The 17,253-nt window shown below is 38.2% G+C and carries 10 protein-coding genes; 1 reads left to right on the forward strand and 9 read right to left on the reverse strand.

Annotation, left to right across the window (positions count from 1 at the left end):
• Positions 1–75: 75 nt before the first annotated feature.
• Genes ACOQO5_RS00745 through ACOQO5_RS00765 form a run of 5 tightly spaced genes read right to left on the reverse strand, consistent with a single transcriptional unit; the run spans position 76 to position 10,497 of the window.
• Positions 76–1,404 carry a hypothetical protein gene (locus ACOQO5_RS00745; protein ID WP_420579760.1) on the reverse strand — a complete coding sequence of 443 codons (1,329 nt, stop codon included), beginning with the start codon at positions 1,402–1,404 and terminating at the stop codon, positions 76–78.
• Positions 1,397–2,533 (reverse strand): outer membrane beta-barrel protein, encoded by a 1,137-nt coding sequence (locus ACOQO5_RS00750; protein WP_420579761.1) that lies wholly within the window; start codon positions 2,531–2,533, stop codon positions 1,397–1,399. The genes ACOQO5_RS00745 and ACOQO5_RS00750 overlap by 8 nt, the downstream gene beginning before the upstream one ends.
• A 2-nt stretch (positions 2,534–2,535) precedes the next feature.
• On the reverse strand, positions 2,536–5,718 hold the full coding sequence (locus tag ACOQO5_RS00755; RefSeq protein WP_420579762.1) for a High-affnity carbon uptake protein Hat/HatR: 3,183 nt from the start codon (positions 5,716–5,718) through the stop codon (positions 2,536–2,538).
• Complete coding sequence (locus ACOQO5_RS00760; RefSeq protein ID WP_420579763.1) at positions 5,718–7,214, reverse strand: hypothetical protein; 1,497 nt, start codon at positions 7,212–7,214, stop codon at positions 5,718–5,720. The genes ACOQO5_RS00755 and ACOQO5_RS00760 overlap by 1 nt, the downstream gene beginning before the upstream one ends.
• A 25-nt stretch (positions 7,215–7,239) precedes the next feature.
• Entirely contained in the window at positions 7,240–10,497 is a 3,258-nt protein-coding gene (locus ACOQO5_RS00765) for a HEAT repeat domain-containing protein (RefSeq protein WP_420579764.1), read from the reverse strand.
• 420 nt (positions 10,498–10,917) lie between these two features.
• On the opposite strand from ACOQO5_RS00765, the gene pckA reads away from it, so the two are divergent.
• On the forward strand, positions 10,918–12,537 hold the full coding sequence (gene pckA / locus ACOQO5_RS00770) for a phosphoenolpyruvate carboxykinase (ATP) (protein ID WP_420579765.1): 1,620 nt from the start codon (positions 10,918–10,920) through the stop codon (positions 12,535–12,537).
• Between the two features lie 65 nt (positions 12,538–12,602).
• Here pckA and ACOQO5_RS00775 read toward each other — a convergent pair whose 3' ends face one another.
• From ACOQO5_RS00775 to ACOQO5_RS00790, 4 genes are all read right to left on the reverse strand, one after another.
• Complete coding sequence (locus ACOQO5_RS00775) at positions 12,603–14,102, reverse strand: NupC/NupG family nucleoside CNT transporter (protein WP_420579766.1); 1,500 nt, start codon at positions 14,100–14,102, stop codon at positions 12,603–12,605.
• A gap of 77 nt (positions 14,103–14,179) precedes the next feature.
• Entirely contained in the window at positions 14,180–15,166 is a 987-nt protein-coding gene (locus ACOQO5_RS00780) for a FecR family protein (RefSeq protein ID WP_420579767.1), read from the reverse strand.
• A gap of 75 nt (positions 15,167–15,241) precedes the next feature.
• Positions 15,242–16,675, reverse strand: coding sequence for a carboxypeptidase-like regulatory domain-containing protein (locus ACOQO5_RS00785; RefSeq protein WP_420579768.1), 1,434 nt, complete (start codon positions 16,673–16,675; stop codon positions 15,242–15,244).
• 15 nt (positions 16,676–16,690) lie between these two features.
• Positions 16,691–17,239 (reverse strand): RNA polymerase sigma-70 factor, encoded by a 549-nt coding sequence (locus ACOQO5_RS00790; RefSeq protein WP_420579769.1) that lies wholly within the window; start codon positions 17,237–17,239, stop codon positions 16,691–16,693.
• Between the last annotated feature and the right edge of the window lie 14 nt (positions 17,240–17,253).

The following is a 17,253-nucleotide window of genomic DNA, read 5'->3' on the forward strand; positions in this document are numbered from 1 at the left end:
CTAATTCAATTTTTAATTTATACAAATACCTAGTACCACTCAAATAATAAAACAGATTATTAGAATAGTTATATTTTAATTCTTAAGAAATTCTCCGTTACGATTAGTTTTCAACAGAGATAGCATAGTTGCGCTTCCACCAAAATGGACAGTCGCGGCAATCACCAAAGTGCCATCTGCACGGCGAATAATAGCATTGCCAGCGTCATTCTGAACACTTCCATATTCCTGGACAGCCTCTTCATATACTTCTCCTACTCCATTGGTTGGAATCAAAAGAATTTCGTTTTCTCTTGGGTCTGCTGCGGCATCGCTAAATGACTTGACATTTCCAACAATGAAATAGTCCCCACTTGATGTTTGTGCTACATCAGCACCTTCAGTATTCCAATTCTCTGAAGAAGATCGAGGATATGTTAGTGGTTTGATTTCAGCATCGCCTAGACCTCTAGTGGTATTTACTATAAATGCATATTGAGTACTTCCTGAACCTGTTGTTCCTACAATAACAATTCCTGGATCAGTATATATCATATTGGCCCCTTCATCATTGTCTGGAGTTCCATATTCCCATTTGTGATCTTCGTTTCCACTTACCACGTCAAACTCTTCAACTATTACATCTACCAAACCATGGCCAATACCAAGGTTTGCTGTATTGACGGCCCCCATGTAAAAATATCTACCCCCTGCTTCAAGCAGAGTCCTTCCAAAATCATCACCATCAAAACCTTTTACTCTTTCCCAATCTGTGGTTGTAAAATCTCTGGTTATTTTCATAAGTAGGATGCTATTATCTTCTGAGCTCGGGTCATTAGACCCTGCCTCCACAGAACCTAAAACAATCAGGTCATCTCCAGAAACCAATATGTCTGCTCCGCTTGTTTCTTTGAAAGCTGGTACATAACTAGGATCAGAAGAGCTTCTTGAATCAAAATATCTATAAACCATAGAATTCGCAATCGTGAAGCCTGTCGCAGATAAATCTAAATCAACTAAAAACAAATGGTCAACTGGGATTTGCTCCAAATTATCATCTCCTCTATCGAATGTGGAGGTTCCGATAATGTATAACTTTTGATTCACATCATCAAAGTACATTTTGGAAGGTATATCCACAGTACCAATAGTATCGTTATTAATCACCCCTTCCCACAATCGATTGCCTGCAGTATCAGTTCGGACCAAATAGTAATCTGAATTGTCAACATCAGTCCTGGATCCTAATAAAAGGAAACCATCACTGAGCTCCAATAAATCAACGGCTACCTCTTCAGACTCTGAACCATAATATTTTATAAATATTTCTGATGGATCAAGACTATTAGAATCCTCACTGATGCAACCAAATAGGCACCCAATAGATAAAATACAAAGAAGCGGTAAATGGAATCTTCTATTCATCAGCTTTATTTTTCTTCTTACCAAATTTCTTTTCCAATTTCTTATTTGAGTATTTCTTCGGTTTATATATAGACAGGATGTAACCAAAAGAAACACTTAAGTTGTTCATTATTTTATCATCGTCCACATGCGCCATATCAAATAAGAGTTTCTGATTATTGTAGCGATATTTAGTCCTAACCGTATTACCACCCGCCATATTGTATCTCAGTTCAAATAAGAAAAAATTAGTTTTACTCTTTAATTTGACTCCTAGACCAGCAAAGTATGCCCAATTCCATTCTTTTCGCATCTGGTTATCTAACAAGGACAAACTTGTTAATTGTCTTGTAGCCGTACCAGCTCTACTACCTGAAATTGTACTATTCAATAAATAATCAATGGATAGACCTAATGTAGCATAAGGGATAAGATTACCCACAGGGTAACCATACCTTATCATAATTGGCACTTTAAACTGATTTTGTGTTTCCGTCAGTGAAACGACAAAATTCGTTGAAGTTGGATATACATCTGCTAACGAGGTAATGCTATTGTATCCAATGTCATATTTCGATTGAGCCCAACCTAATCCTCCAAGCACCTCAAGGTTTCCAACAATCGTGTATTCAAATGTTAACTCTGCTTGAAATCCAAGCCCCGACTTAAACTCCTTTGAAACTTCATTTACATTTGAATACGATCCGAATTCTCCAATAGAGCGTATAAACGTTTGATTAGCTCCAACTTTTGCTCCGATTCTAAAAATGGGTTCAGAACGATACTTATCAAATAAGTACTTTAATTCAATTGGATCATCCGGACTCAACGGGTGTTCAGGATCTGCTATCAGTAAATTAATTACAGCATCTTCTGCTTCTGGACCATTATCATTAAAAAGATGTACCAAAGCCAAAAGTCTATAAGCTCTGATTCTTTCTTCTTTTGAGAATCCACCTTTGTTAAAACATTTAACCCTTTTACCATTTAGTAATTCAGGAATTCCACTCAAACTACCAGCATCAAACATGTCCTCTGCCTGGTTAAGCTTTTGAGTACAATTCAATTCCCGCTGTTGAGCCTGAAGACCATCCTTGCTCCAGAAAAATAAAATTCCAAAAATGAAAACTGCCGATGTTAATCTTGTCATTATCATTGATTATCCTCTCGTTTAGGTTTGCCTTCGCAGGTTTCTTCATAATCAATACCCGCACCTACGTAAGCTCTCCATGAATTATCACTCAGATTATGTGCTACTTTTGGATCTTCACAAATCTTTTCTGCCATTTCATCCGGACGTGTAGGCCAGTATCTTATGATACCATCACCTGCACCCGTCATAAGCGTTTTTCCATCAGGAGAGAAGGTGGCCGACCACACCCACTTCTGACTTCCTCTTCCTGTCCCATGATCATCTAAGATGAGTGGCAAATCATTAAGATATTCCATCACCCAAACTCTCGCTGTACCGTCGAAACTCGTAGATGCCAACAATGAATTGTCGTCGCTAAACTCTAAATCTGTGATTTTTGCTGAGTGACCTGTTAACCTTCTGATTTGTTTTCCTTCTTTCATATCCCAAAGGATGACATCCCCTTCTTCGTCTCCAATGGCGATAATATTTCCATCCTGATTGAAAGAAATCGCATGCACAGGAGCTCCGTCCTTGATATAAAGAGATTTTTCTTCATTATCATTCTCCAAATCCCATAGATAGACGCTTCCAGATTCACTGCCTCCGGCCAAGAATCTTCCATCAGGACTTAGAGCCAAAGCTTTGACTCTTGATGCCACTCTTGATATTTCAGTATTGGTTTTAAAATTATTCATTCGAATAACCTTGTCCCCTGAAGAGGAAATGAATCCTTTACCTTCCTTCAAAAAAGCTAAATCAAACACAGTTCCTGAGTGTCCCGTCAATGATTTAGGCTCACTTCCTTTTTTCTTTAAGTCATAGAGCAATATCTGATCGTCATCACTACCTACAGCTAACCATCGTTCTTCTGGATCTAAATCGACCACTCTGTTGACAAAATTATTGTCTATCAAAACCTCGCTTCTTTTCTTGTCATTGGTCATATCCCAAAACAATAGCTTACCATCACTACCCGCTGAGAATAGGTGTTGACCATCGTTTGCAAATGTTACAGAACGAACGGCATTACCAGCGATATGTCCTTTGTAGTGATTGAAGATATCTGTGGAGTCAGTAAACAATAGCTCCTTATATGCATAATAAACACCTGAATAAACATCCGCATTATAGTCTTTCACACCATGTGACTTATCAAATATCCAGGCTTGTCTTGCGATTAGAGCTTTTTGCTCAATATCATCATCGATACCTTTCGACTTAATCGCCATCGAGTTGGCAATGGCTTGATAACGAAGTGCCAGAGCTGCTAATCTTTGCGTCTCAGCTGTTTGTGCATTTTTCTCTGCCAACAATGTGGCCTTTCTTGCTTCTTCAGCACTAGCTTCCGCTAATTTTTGCTGTTCTACAGCACGAGCCTGAGCTTTTACAGCAAGGATTCTTTGCTCCTCAGCCTTTTGTTTTTCTAGCTCGGCTTGTGCTCTCGCTGCATCAGCAGCAGCTTTTTCATCTTCCGCTTTTCGTTGGGCAATTCGAGCTTCAGCAGCTGCTTTTGTTGCTCTTTCGCTTTCAGCTTCAGCTTTTGCTTCATTTTCCTTAGCCAATTCCAGATTAATCTGCGCTTGAATCGTTTGCTTCTCTGCTTCTCCCGCTTTAATATTCGCAAAAACCACAAAGAAAATACATACCAACATCGCAAAACCAAGTACCATGGCTACAATCCTTGAACGCTGTAATGCTCTCTTTTGGAGTAGCTCCTTATTTCTTTGTTCCGTCTCGTAAGCTTTCTTACTGGTTTCTAAGAATACTATGGTTCTCTCAAAAGCTGGGTCATATCTTTGTCCCCAAACCAAAGTCGGTTTGTTTTCTTCTTGCCAGTTGAGCGCCAACTGCAAATCCGGCATCTTCCAAAGCCCCGCTCTTCCCAATTGGAACCTTTCTGCAGACTCTGCCAATTTGAGATACATCTCAGCTGAACGCGATTCCTCATCCAACCAGGACTTCAGTCTTGTCCATATCCTCATCAATGATTCGTGAGAAATATCAATTACTGTATCTGAATCCAATTTGATACCATGTGGTGGCATCAAAAGCGTTCTACCAGGCTCTCGAAACTTATCAACTACTCGAGTTACTTCTTCTTCGTTTACCCCAGAAATTGCTGCAATTGTGGCCAGTTTAGTAGGACGTCTTATCCCAGAAGTTTCAGTACCTCGTTCTGTCAATGCCTTAAACATCGATTCACAAATTTGCTGCTCACGTTTGGACAGTGAATCGAATGCTTCATTCGCGTGTTGCGAAAGTGCTTCTCTCAATGTACCTATCGCATTGTAATGCTTTAGGTCCATGGGTTCGCCTTCTTTCTTATATTCCTTCCAGAATTGCCAAGTACGCATCAATGCATGCTGCAAAATCGGCAACTGATCCGGATTATCCCCTACATCGTTGAGTAACTGCTGTGTCAAACGAGGCGCAATTTTTCCACCTCCAACGGCCACAGGCCCTTCAATTGCCAGTCTCTTTTGATCCCGTGTCATTTGTGGAATCAAATAGTGACTGTCATTAATCATCTGAGTCAGGTCAGGGAAAGCTGCACAATCACCAATAAAATCCGATCGCATGGTCAGTGCTACATAAATGGGCGCATCGTATTGATGAACTGCTTCCAACAAGAGATTCACGAAAGCTGAAGATTCGTCCAAATCTGAGGACAACGTTTCTAATTTTTTATATCTAAATAGCTCTTCAAACTGATCGACCAGAACCAATACATTTTCTTGATCAGAAGATTTGAGCTGCTTTACGGCCTCAATCAAACCTAAAGAACTACTTCGAAGTACAGTAGAAGTAATAGTCTTTCTAATGAGCTGTTCTTCATCATCCAGATCATTATAAACCTGATCCTTTTTTAATAATGCTTCAGCTAAATTGTCAATCGGACCACCGCCTGGGCGAGTGACCACAATCCGCCAATTGGACCCAGCTTGCGTCATGAATCCACCATAAAGTGTAGGAATCAATCCACAATACATCAATGAAGATTTTCCACTACCAGATGCACCAAGAATTCCTACAAATTTGTTCTCAGAAAGTTTCATTAGCACTTCATCACTCTGACCTTCACGGCCAAAGAATAAATGACTCTCTTCAATCCCAAATGGCCTTAACCCGGGAAATGGATCAACAAACTGAGTAATGTCAGCTTGTTGTTCTTGTCCGACTTCTAATTCTTTTTCGCTCATTAGTCTTGTAGTTTAGCTAAAAAGGGTTCAATTTTTTTAGGTTCAAAAGATCCATCACCCAATACCAAGGTACCAGAATTATTGACCAAATTATCAACCTTACTATTATCTTCCGTGAAAATTGCAGTGGCTTTCATTGGCTTCGTTCTTCCGAATCCCGGAGCCTTTAACAAATCCTGCATTTTTGTCCTTATCCATTCTGGAGAAGATTTTCCAAAATAAATCAATGAAGCATCACAACGTCTTAAATTTTCTTGATGCAAATATCTTAAGTCCATTAAATCTCCTTCAAACATTGAAGTAACTACACTGAAACCTTTGTCTTTCAAACAATCCATCACAGGCTTCACTGCTTCTGTATCCATCTGGTCACAAATCAAATAAATCAGATTTCCATCCTCAGGAAGCTGCTCATCAACTTCGATCTCTTTTGCTTTGAATCGTCCTCCTGTAACCAACTCCTCTCTAATAATAGATTTTAATTCTTGCAATGGAATTTGAAGCACCTCCGCTTCATCTAAAGAAGCTGCATCACTCTTTAAATCCTCAATAAATATCTTTTGACGTTCACTTACATTTTTCAAATCTGGAGAAAGCCATATCAACCTACTGAATTTTTCTCCACCTCCATGCTTGACATTGTAATCATGAATATCGTGTGTATGTTTGGATGCAATTTGATTTTGAATATCAACTACTGATAATTCAGAGCCCGCTGGTTTATAACCATAATCTTCTCCAACAAGGTGAATGGAAAGACAACACCTGTCCAGGTCTTGCTTAATAATTGGTTCTAAAGCATGTACATCCTTTGGTAAGGATTGGTCTGGTAAGACACGGTATCCATGCCTAATCAGTTCTCTTTTGACAGTATCTCTTTGAATGATCATGTCAACACCAGAATTTGCCAGATAAATAGTCTTCTCTTTGCCTACTTCTTTTTCTTCTTTCTTCTTCGTGCCTAGCTCTTCAAGCTTGGTTTGAATTTGGTAAATATCATAAGACATATCTACCATTTTCATCCAGTAACTTCTTTCCGCTTCATTACCGAAAAAACGCTTGAACTCTTGCGGCTCACCGGTTAAAGGATCAATATGAAAAAAGTCGTAAGACAAAATATCAGAATATTCCGGAAGGAAGTTATCCACATCGATTGGGAACTTGATCACCTTAAACAATCTGGACAATCCTCCCATTGAAAGCGTACTATTTTCCTTAGATGAGCTTGCAAAAAGATTCACACCATTTATTAACGTAGGGTTGTTTAGGAAATCTTTGGATAGAATAGATACTAAAACACCGCTGGACGAATACAAATCTACATGACTATCATTTTCAGATACCATCTTTATATTCGGTTGCTTTCCAGACACTTGCTCCAAAAGCGTGGTAAGGAACTTGTAAAAGTTCGTCACCCAACCTTTACTAGATCCTCCTCCAATAGGCTGGTCATCCGCAGTATGATAGGCAAGCAATATTTCTTGTTCGATATTCATTGGCTCAATATTTTGTTAGCTGGTTTTAATGGAATATTGATTCTAATTCTTCTTCTTCTTCGATCTCAGCCTCATTAACTATGGTCAAAATTCCATCAACCATTTCTATATTTCTTGATACAGCATCATACAACTCACCTTTCTCTATAGTAAGAAGTAAACATTCTGTATCTGAGACCAGAGAATAAGGACAGGCATCCGATGCAAGTATAAGTTTATGGCCTATAATATCCTTTTTCTCTAATTTTTTAACATCTCCATTTTCATAGGTTGCCGTCAATTTACCTTTAATTACTATAAAGACGGGAGCATCCCCTGAATCCCCTACTTCCATGATAGTAGTATTTGGCTCTACCATGATTTCTTCAAATCGTTTGGCTAAGTCTAACAGAATTACTCCAGGAATATCCATAAAGGAAGGAATTTGCTTCAAAAGAACAGCTCTTTCAATAATTAATAGTTTTTGATGAAATTTCTCTTCTGTTGATTTGAATACAGGTGGGACGATGGCTTTATCAAGTTTCTTTTTAGCTGAACTTTTCAAGCGCTTAGTATGGTATTGGTATTGCTCTGAATCTAGTTTGTATATTACTGCAGCCGCAGTCTGAACCATCGTTTCATCCGGATTAAACAAATTCGCAATCAAATCGTCAGAAACTTTTTGACCTTTCATATGTATCAGCTTATACATAGCCAGACACTTGGTCCATTTATTTATATTGTTATAATCTCGGTTAACAATTTGAAGCAACAAATCTGAGTAATCTTCAAAACTCTCTGGCGGGTAAAAGTCATGTAGCTTCACCAGTTTATCCTTTGGCTCGTCATCGTCTAAAACCGCTGTCAGTTTCGGTCTCAGGATCTCATCTACGAATATTCCAAGCATTTCAATACCAAAAGACACACTATCAGTTGTACCCACTTCTATATTATCACGCACCAATTTTATACTCTGCGCATCATATATCATGGCTAGCAACATGAATAGATGCTCGTAGTTCTTTTTGTTTTCTTCTTCGAAAGCCTGAACAACAAGTTTATCAAAAAAATCATCACGAGGGATTTCCTGTAATGCTTTTATATTCCAGGTTAAATCACTAATCGTACTATCAATGGCTAACTTTATTCTTGCAGCGTGAAAATCTTTCGCCTCGAAGCCAATAAAACTCAGAGAAAGTAATAATTCAGAAATAATATTTTTATCAGGGAAGTCAATTTTCTTCCAAAGCATTTCTATAGCCTGCTTCCCTCCAACTTTCCCAAATATTTGCATAATTCGGATCATGGCATCCAACTCCTGACCTGTTTTGTAAAAAGCAGAATCTATCGCATGAAACATAGTTTCCCCTGAGGAAATAAGTGCAGAATCAGCAACGTTACTATAGGCAGGCAAATGAAGATTTTCGATCAATATGGACCAAAACTCTGGTCTTTTCAGTTTTCCGGAACTCACCATTGCAGCTTTTCGAACAGCTGGGTTTATATCTCTCAATAGCTCCACTAAGAAAGGAACAAACTTATCATCCTCCAATTTGGCTAATGCACGAGCCGCATAAATTCTATCTTGAGTGTCGGTAGAACGAACAAGTTTTTTGATCCCAACTTCGGTAAGCTCGTAATCCACCATTTCTTTTAGAGCTTTGATCGTCTCTATTCCAATTTTCTTTACCTCCTCATCATCTTCTTTCCTAATCTCGCGAGCCAATATTTCTATAGTATTAAAGCTCTTCAACTCACGCAAGCGATCATAGGCATATATTCTAATATGCTTATGCTCTGACCGAATAAAATCTAATAGAGAAAAATCCAACATTATTGGTTCCATTCGCTCTAGCAACTTTAGTGCGTTTAGGATTCGATCAGGATTTCTTTTTCGCAATTCACTTTTAATCACATTGACTGTATTGTGATCGTTTCGAGTACCTGAACCTTTCAGCTTAGACTTCTGATCTTCTAATGTCTTTTTCAATTCTTTCTTATATTCTACATAGAGTTTACCCGCATAGAAAATAATAAGAGCTGCCAACACCATAATAAAATAAGCATAGTGAATCAACTTAAAGAAAGTCAATGTACCCAATGCAATTTGTAAAGCCCCAGCGCCAAGTACTGCAATTTCATTCACTACACCTTCTACTCTGGATTGGATATCAAAACGAATTTTTACATCGAATGGCAGGAAGAACAGCTTGAAGGCTGGATTTTCTAACGCATCTTTCAAAGAGGATGTAAAAACTTTACCCACCACCAAAAAGATAAAGAAGTAGAGAAAATCATCTGTTTTGATGTCATATACAAACAAATGTCCTGAGAAAATTGCCCCTAATGTAAAGAGTGCGAGAATTAAGGGCATTACCATCAATGAAACTCGAAGGCCATACCTACCAATAATGATATCATTAATGAAACTCTGAATAATAAAACTAAGCAACATCACAATACCATTGGTAAATGATAAAAACGTTCTTAGCTCTGTTTCATCTGGGTACATTATTTCTGTAGCAGATAAATAAACGAAATTGGCAAATACTGCAGAAGCCATTGAAAAAATCATAAACACACAGAGCATTCTCAGGTATTTATCTTTGACTAAATCCAGATAAGTAACTTTTCTTACTTTGACATCGCTTCTTCTTACTTTAGTTGCTGAATCCAAATTGAAGTCTTTAACTATCCAAATAGCAAAAACTAAAATCCCAAATGCTGCTATCGTCGACATAAGCAGCAAATCGTGGGTCTCGTTTATCAATCCCAAAGCAGATAAAATAGGAATAGAAAAGAAGGCAATCATTGTAGCTACCAATTGCCCCGTATCAATACCACCAATAATTCTTTTGGCTTGCTTCAAATCCCAAATTCTACCAAACACTCCCCAAAAGGCAAGTACAGTAATTGAAATTAATGGACCCATCATTACAAAAAGGATGAATGGTAGGTAATGAAATCCTAAATGATCTGTTCTATAGTCCGTGTACCAGAATGCAAATCGTATGCCTGCAATGAATAGGAACACTAGAAAGCATATAGAAATAAGAAGTGTTGAAAAATTTATTTTCTTCTGAAACTGCACATATAAACCGGCACTTAATATACCCATAGCACCAGAAAGGAAAAATGCTTCGGCCAAGTAGTGCTCGCCCACAGTAGATACAAAGAGGGCTTCTGCCCCTACCGTTAAGCTGGCTATAAAAACACCCATGAAAAATCCTTTACCAAGCAGGAGAAGCATTGGCTTTTCTTCTCCGGGTTCACCGCCAAGAAACGCTAGAAATGATTGTAGCAAAGTTCCGAGTTTAATTAAGTTTATTTAATTTTTTAATATAATTTGAATTACAGCTTATTCCAAGTAAAATTAGATTTTTCCAAGAATTCACTGGTGTCAAATATAACTTTTTAAAGTTTCAACAAGATGCCCTTCTCGCTTCTGTAAAAACCCAACCTTGATCCTGAGCTACCAAATTAAAAACCAAACATAAATAAAATAAACCGTACTATGCAAGGGGAACTAAGTGTATCAAGTAAAAGAATTCCCCTATTCAATAGGTATTTTTACCTACCCTACGATACGTTCAATTTTTCCCTCTAATTGTCCTATTTTGAATTTGGATTATACTTCGTACAAATATCTTTTCTAAATCATTTTTTGGCTGTCATAAATCTGTTAATTTCGCGCCTAGATAGTTTAACCCAAAACTGATTAAACATGCAGCAATATGGATTGATACCAACAACAAATGGTATCGAAACTTCAGGCATCAATAAAGCCGAAAGCATTCACTGGAATCTCACTCCTGCCGAACTAGTTGAGGAGGCCATCAAAAACAATGAAGGACGAATCACTGATACGGGCGCACTGATGTGCGATACTGGTAAATTTACAGGTCGCTCCCCGAAAGATCGATTTATTGTAGAAGACGCCAAGACCAAGGATACCGTCTGGTGGGGAAACGTAAACATTCCTTTTTCTGAAGATCAATTTGATAAGCTTCATCAAAAAATGATCTCCTTCCTGGAGGATAAGAAGCTCTATGTCAGAGATGCTTATGCAGGTGCTGATAAGACATACAGACTCAATTTGAGAGTCATCAACACATTGGCTTGGCAGAACTTGTTTTGCAACAACATGTTCCTCAGACCTGAGCAATACAAGCTAAAAGAATTCGACCCGAATTTCACAATCATTTGTGCGCCTGAGTTTGAGGCCGACCCTGAGGTCGATGGTACACGGCAAAGCAACTTTGCTGTGATTAATCTTACGAAAAGAATAATTCTAATAGGTGGTACAGCTTATGCTGGAGAGATGAAAAAAGGAATCTTTTCAGTATTGAATTACATTCTACCAGAAGAAAGAGGTGTATTATCCATGCACTGCTCTGCTAATATTGGGAAAAAACATCATGACACATCCATTTTCTTTGGTCTATCAGGTACAGGTAAAACCACTTTGTCTGCTGATCCAAATAGGGGCTTGATTGGTGACGATGAACATGGATGGACTGAAGATAACGTTTTCAACTTCGAAGGAGGTTGTTATGCGAAGGTGATTGATCTTACAAGAGAGAAAGAACCTGAAATCTATGATGCCATTAAATTCGGAGCCATCGTTGAAAATACGAGATTTCACGAAAATACAAGTACTGTAGATTATGCCAATGTTTCAGTAACAGAAAACACTAGAACTGCATACCCGATTAACCACATATCCAATGCTGTTGTACCGTCAATTGGCGGAATTCCGAAGAATATTTTCTTCTTAACCTGTGATGCTTTTGGTGTGATTCCTCCTGTTTCAAAAATGACAAAAGGACAGGCCATGTATCATTTCATATCTGGATATACGGCAAAGGTAGCTGGTACAGAAGCTGGTATTACAGAGCCTCAAACGGCATTTAGCGCCTGTTTTGGAGCACCATTCCTTCCACTCCATCCTACGAAATACGCAGAAATGCTGGGAGAAAAGATGGAAAAATACGATGTGAATGTTTGGTTGATCAATACTGGGTGGACTGGAGGCCCTTATGGGGTAGGTTCAAGAATGAAATTGAAATATACCCGAGCCATGATCACCGCGGCATTAAACGGAACGCTTGACAATGTAGGGTTTAGAACTCATTCTATTTTCGGTGTTCAAATTCCATTGACTTGTCCTGATGTTCCTTCGGAAGTATTGAGTCCTAGAGAGACTTGGAAGAATGACCAAGGTTACTACAAAAAAGCTAACGATCTAGCTAGACAGTTTGTAGAAAACTTCAAAAAGTTCAGCGATTTTGCCAATGACGAAATCATGGGTGGTGAGCCGGTTCCGAATCCAAAATATGACTAATAAGAAGTATCAGATATGATATACCAAAGCCCTTTCAGAAATGAAGGGGCTTTTTTGTTTCACAATCAAAGCAACATCCCTACAATGGTAGCCGAGAGCAAGGAAGCTAATGTACCACCCAATAAGGCACGCAAACCTAATTCAGATAAAAGTACTCTCTTGGATGGAGCAAGTCCCCCTATGCCTCCAATTTGAATCCCTATGGATGCGAAATTGGCAAACCCACAAAGCATGTAGGTTGACATGATAATAGATCTACTGCTGGCAAATGCTCCTTCGCTTTTTAATCGAGCCAAACTCTCATAGCCTACAAATTCGCTCGCTATTAATTTTTCACCCAACAGACGACCCACAAGTGTAATATCTTCCGATGCCACGCCAATTAACCACATAATAGGCGCAAATGTGTAACCAAATAAAAACTCGAAGCTCAACGATGAATAATTTCCATTGGTAGCACTTGCTATCAACTCATTTAAGCCCAATAAACTACCTATTTCTCCTAGACCAAAATTAATCATGGCCAGAAAAGCAAAAAATACTAAGAGCATCGCACCAATATTCAACGCTAGCTTAAGCCCCTCAGTGGTTCCGTTAGACATCGCATCAAGCAGATTACTTCCCACATTCACATTACTAACTTCCACTTTTTCATTGATATCCTCAGTTTGTGGAATCAGTACTTTTGCGATAACCACAGCACCAGGGGCTGCCATAATTGAAGCTGCCAACAAGTGTTTTGCAAATATGAGTCGTTGTGCAGGATCATCTCCACCGAGAAAACCTATGTAGGCCGCTAAAACTCCTCCGGCGACAGTTGCCATACCTCCAGTCATCACCAAAAGCATTTCAGATTTGTTCATACGATCGAGATAGGCTTTGATCATCAGAGGTGCCTCTGTCTGACCTAAAAATATATTTCCAGCTACACTCAAACTCTCGGCCCCACTCAGCTTCATAGCTTTAGTCATTAGCCAAGCCAAGGCATGCACCACGCGTTGAATGATCCCTAGATAAAACAAAACACTGGTTATCGCTGAAAAGAAAATCACTGTAGGTAGAATTTGTAAGGCAAAAACAAATCCATAGGACTCAATATCCATAAAACCTCTAAACAAGAACTCACTTCCTATTTTAGTAAAATCTAAAATCTTAGTGAAAATTCTTCCTACAATTTCAAATAAACCACGGACTAAAGGAATGTGCAATATAGACAGAGCAAGACCAAGCTGAATAATCAAACCTGCCCCGACGACCTTCCAAGATATTGCCTTTCTGTCCGTACTGAAAACCCAGGCAATAAAAATCAGGACTGCCATACCAAAAACGCCTCTTAGTACAGTCCAAACGCTTCTCGACTCTTCATCAGCACCTTCCAAAGTTAGTAAATTAGCTTTATTGCTTTCCGGCTTCTTTTCTTGAATTGTTGGTTGCTGAGCCTCTAGACTAACACTAGAAACAGAGTCACTGAACTGAATAGTAGAATCTGCTGGTTTATCGATTTGAGCATTTGCGTTACCGCAAAGGGCTATTACCAGACTCAATAATGCAAAAATTTTCTTCATTGTAGGCACAAAAAAATTCCAGTCGAAATGACTGGAATTGCAATATAGTAATTTCTTAGGCTTATCGATTGAATTATCTATTGAACCATTATACATCCCTCTCCTGAAAGAGAGAATTCATTTGCACCCGATTTGGTGAATTCTAGATTAAAAGTTCTACTCAAAATCTCCAATACAGATTCGATCGGTTGATTGTCAAATTTTGCAGACACTTTACAGTTATATATTTTCTCATTAGTTACAGCTATTGAGACTCCATATACATCTTCCAAAGTACCCAAAACGCTCTTCAGGCTTTGTCCCTCAAATTCAACAAGTTTAGTTTTCCAAGCCAGGTAATTATAGTCTTCAATAGTTGATTTTTCAAATCCAACAGCATCTCCAACCAGACGGCCAACTTCTCCTGCAACGAGTTGAACGGTATGCTCAACTTTGCTTTTCTTTTTGCTTACAGCCACCTTACCTGTCTTAACTATAACTTCAGTACTAGCATTCGTACCCAATGTATTCACAAGGAATGATGTCCCCAACACCTCAATTTTAGACTGGTCTGTATTTACGATAAAAGGCTTAGTTTCATCTCTTCTGATATCAAAAAATGCTTTACCTTTTAAACTAACGTTTCTTGTATTCCCTTCAAATTCTTCATCATAAGTCAATAGAGAGTTTTGACTCAATGTAACAACAGAGCCGTCAGGTAACGTTATAATCTCAAGATTTTCTGATGCTTCAACAGCAACCAGATTATTTGATTCCAAAATAGAATTCTTGCCAAGGAAAATAAGACCTATACCCAATAATGCCATCGCTGCATATTTGAGGTATACCTTATAGCCAGTAGGCTGAATTCTTTCATTCACACCTTCAATAGCCTCAATTCTGCTCATAACAGCATTCAATGCAGCAGATTTATCTACCTCTTGATTACTACTAATCTTCCATGCAGAATGATACTCTAGAAATTCAGAAGCATTCTTATCATTCTCACTTCTCCACTCTTCTATTTTTCTAGCCTCATCTTTTGAGAGGTTTCCGGAAAAATATTTAACTAACTGCTCTTCCATAATTACGGTTTATATCGCCTAGATAACAAGTGCAAAAATAAGTACCCCTATAACAGACAACGACAAATTTATACATCACGGCGTATATTCAAAAGGCATATATTCGGCTACACGCTCCCAAGACCAATATCCGTACGTAGTAACGGCCAATGGTTCGTTAAAAAAGCCCTTTGAGTTGATTGTAACCACCGGTAAATTTAATTTAATAAATGACATCTGGCCGACATTTCGACCAGCAGTTGATATGCTACCATTCAAAACCGAAGCATTATTATTATTCATTTGCAATTGATCAAAAACATAGGCTGCACTTTCATATTCTTTGGTATAAATTACTAACAAGTATTTTGTGAATTTTAGTGTATTGTCGAATGCAAATTGTTCACGATCAGCGTGCAATTTGGCCGGTAATTCAAAATAAGAATTATTGATACTTGAAGGTAGTTGATCTACCTCATCAATAACAAACCCTTCTTTCTTCAGACGACCACTAGTCAACGCTCTTAAAAAATGAGTCATAGAGCCTCCATAACTTTTCTGTCGATTTCTAATGATTCGTTTGCGTTCAACATTACTATTTACAGGAAGTTCTTCAAAATTAGAAATACCAAGTAGTCTCGTTACGGTTGGCGTATGTTCAAAAAGTTCGAGGATATAATTGATACGATACCCTAAGGCAATATTCTCAATCACTAATGGTTCCTCAGCCGTAGCCTTCAATTCACCAGTAGCCCTGTTATAATCAATATCTAATACATCTGGATTGACAATTGTACATTTAGTGGCGTTTTGAGTATTTCCTAAAAATTCTTCTTTAAAAATCTTAAACCCACGATCCCAGTTCTTTTGAGCATCACTATTTGCCCTTATCTCTATGTTTTTTAGCTGGGTGGTCTTTGGGTCTAATTTGATAGGAATATGAATAAACTGTTGATCTCCTTCAACAGTAACCATAGTATGAGCCAAAGTATAGACAATATGTGAAAAAACAATTTCATATTTCCCCGGGGTAAATCCCTTGATTAAGAAGTTGCCATTCACATCAGTTGAACTTCCTTTCAATGTTCCTGCCACATAGACATTGACACCAGGTATGGGCTCACCCGTTACAGCATCTCTCACATTCCCTCTAATGTTGATTTTCTCAAAGAAGTATTGAGTAGTAGTGGATCCACTTGATTTAAATAAAATGACTTGGCCATTGATGGTAGTATACTCTACGTCAGTTCCCAGCAACAATTGATTCAATACATTCTCTAGACTAGCTTCCTCATAGGAAATAGTGAATCGCTGTCGTGCATCAACAATGTCTGAACTATAGGAAAAAAACACATTGGTTTTATAACTGATATAATTGAGGGCACTATCAATAGTAACCTCTCTTAGGGAAACTTGTAGTTTTTTACCCATCAAAGCTCTTTTTTGAGCCAGGCAGTCATTAGAAGAAAATACCAGACCAACCACCATAGGCAGTACAAAGCTCAACACATATGCCAGGCGTTTGGTCATTTATTTTTGGGGTAATTAACGTCTAAATTCTTTCAGGTTTTCTCTAAGAACACGTAAGGCTTTACCCATCTGAACTTCAATAGTTTTGATGGACAACCCCATGTGATCAGCGATTTCCTGATACTTTAATCCCTCAAATCTACTGAGTTTAAATATTTTTTGACATTGTGGAGGCAGTTCATCTATTGCTTTGTGTATTTCCGCCTGCACATTCAATTCTTCATCAGCCTCATATTTCACCTCCTCAGCATGTTCCATCTGATCAATGATATGCTGACGGTAAGAATCTCTAACCTTCAAATGCTTGAGATGATTGAGGCAAGTGTTGTGAACAGAGCGATATAGATAAGACTTCAATGATGAATCTTCCGCTATCGTATCGCATTTCTCCCAAAATTTCACGAAAACATCCTGAACGATCTCTTCCGCCTCTTCGTATTCGTCCAAGAACCTAAAAGCATAATTACATAGTGCTTTGTAGTATTCATTAAAAACAATTTCGAAGGCCGCCTTTTCTTTATTAATAATCCTCTTTACGAGTAAATTGACCTGATTATCTAACATTATCTAATTTTCCC

The sequence above is a fragment of the Reichenbachiella sp. genome, assembly GCF_965223055.1.
In the GTDB taxonomy this organism is placed as follows: domain Bacteria; phylum Bacteroidota; class Bacteroidia; order Cytophagales; family Cyclobacteriaceae; genus Reichenbachiella.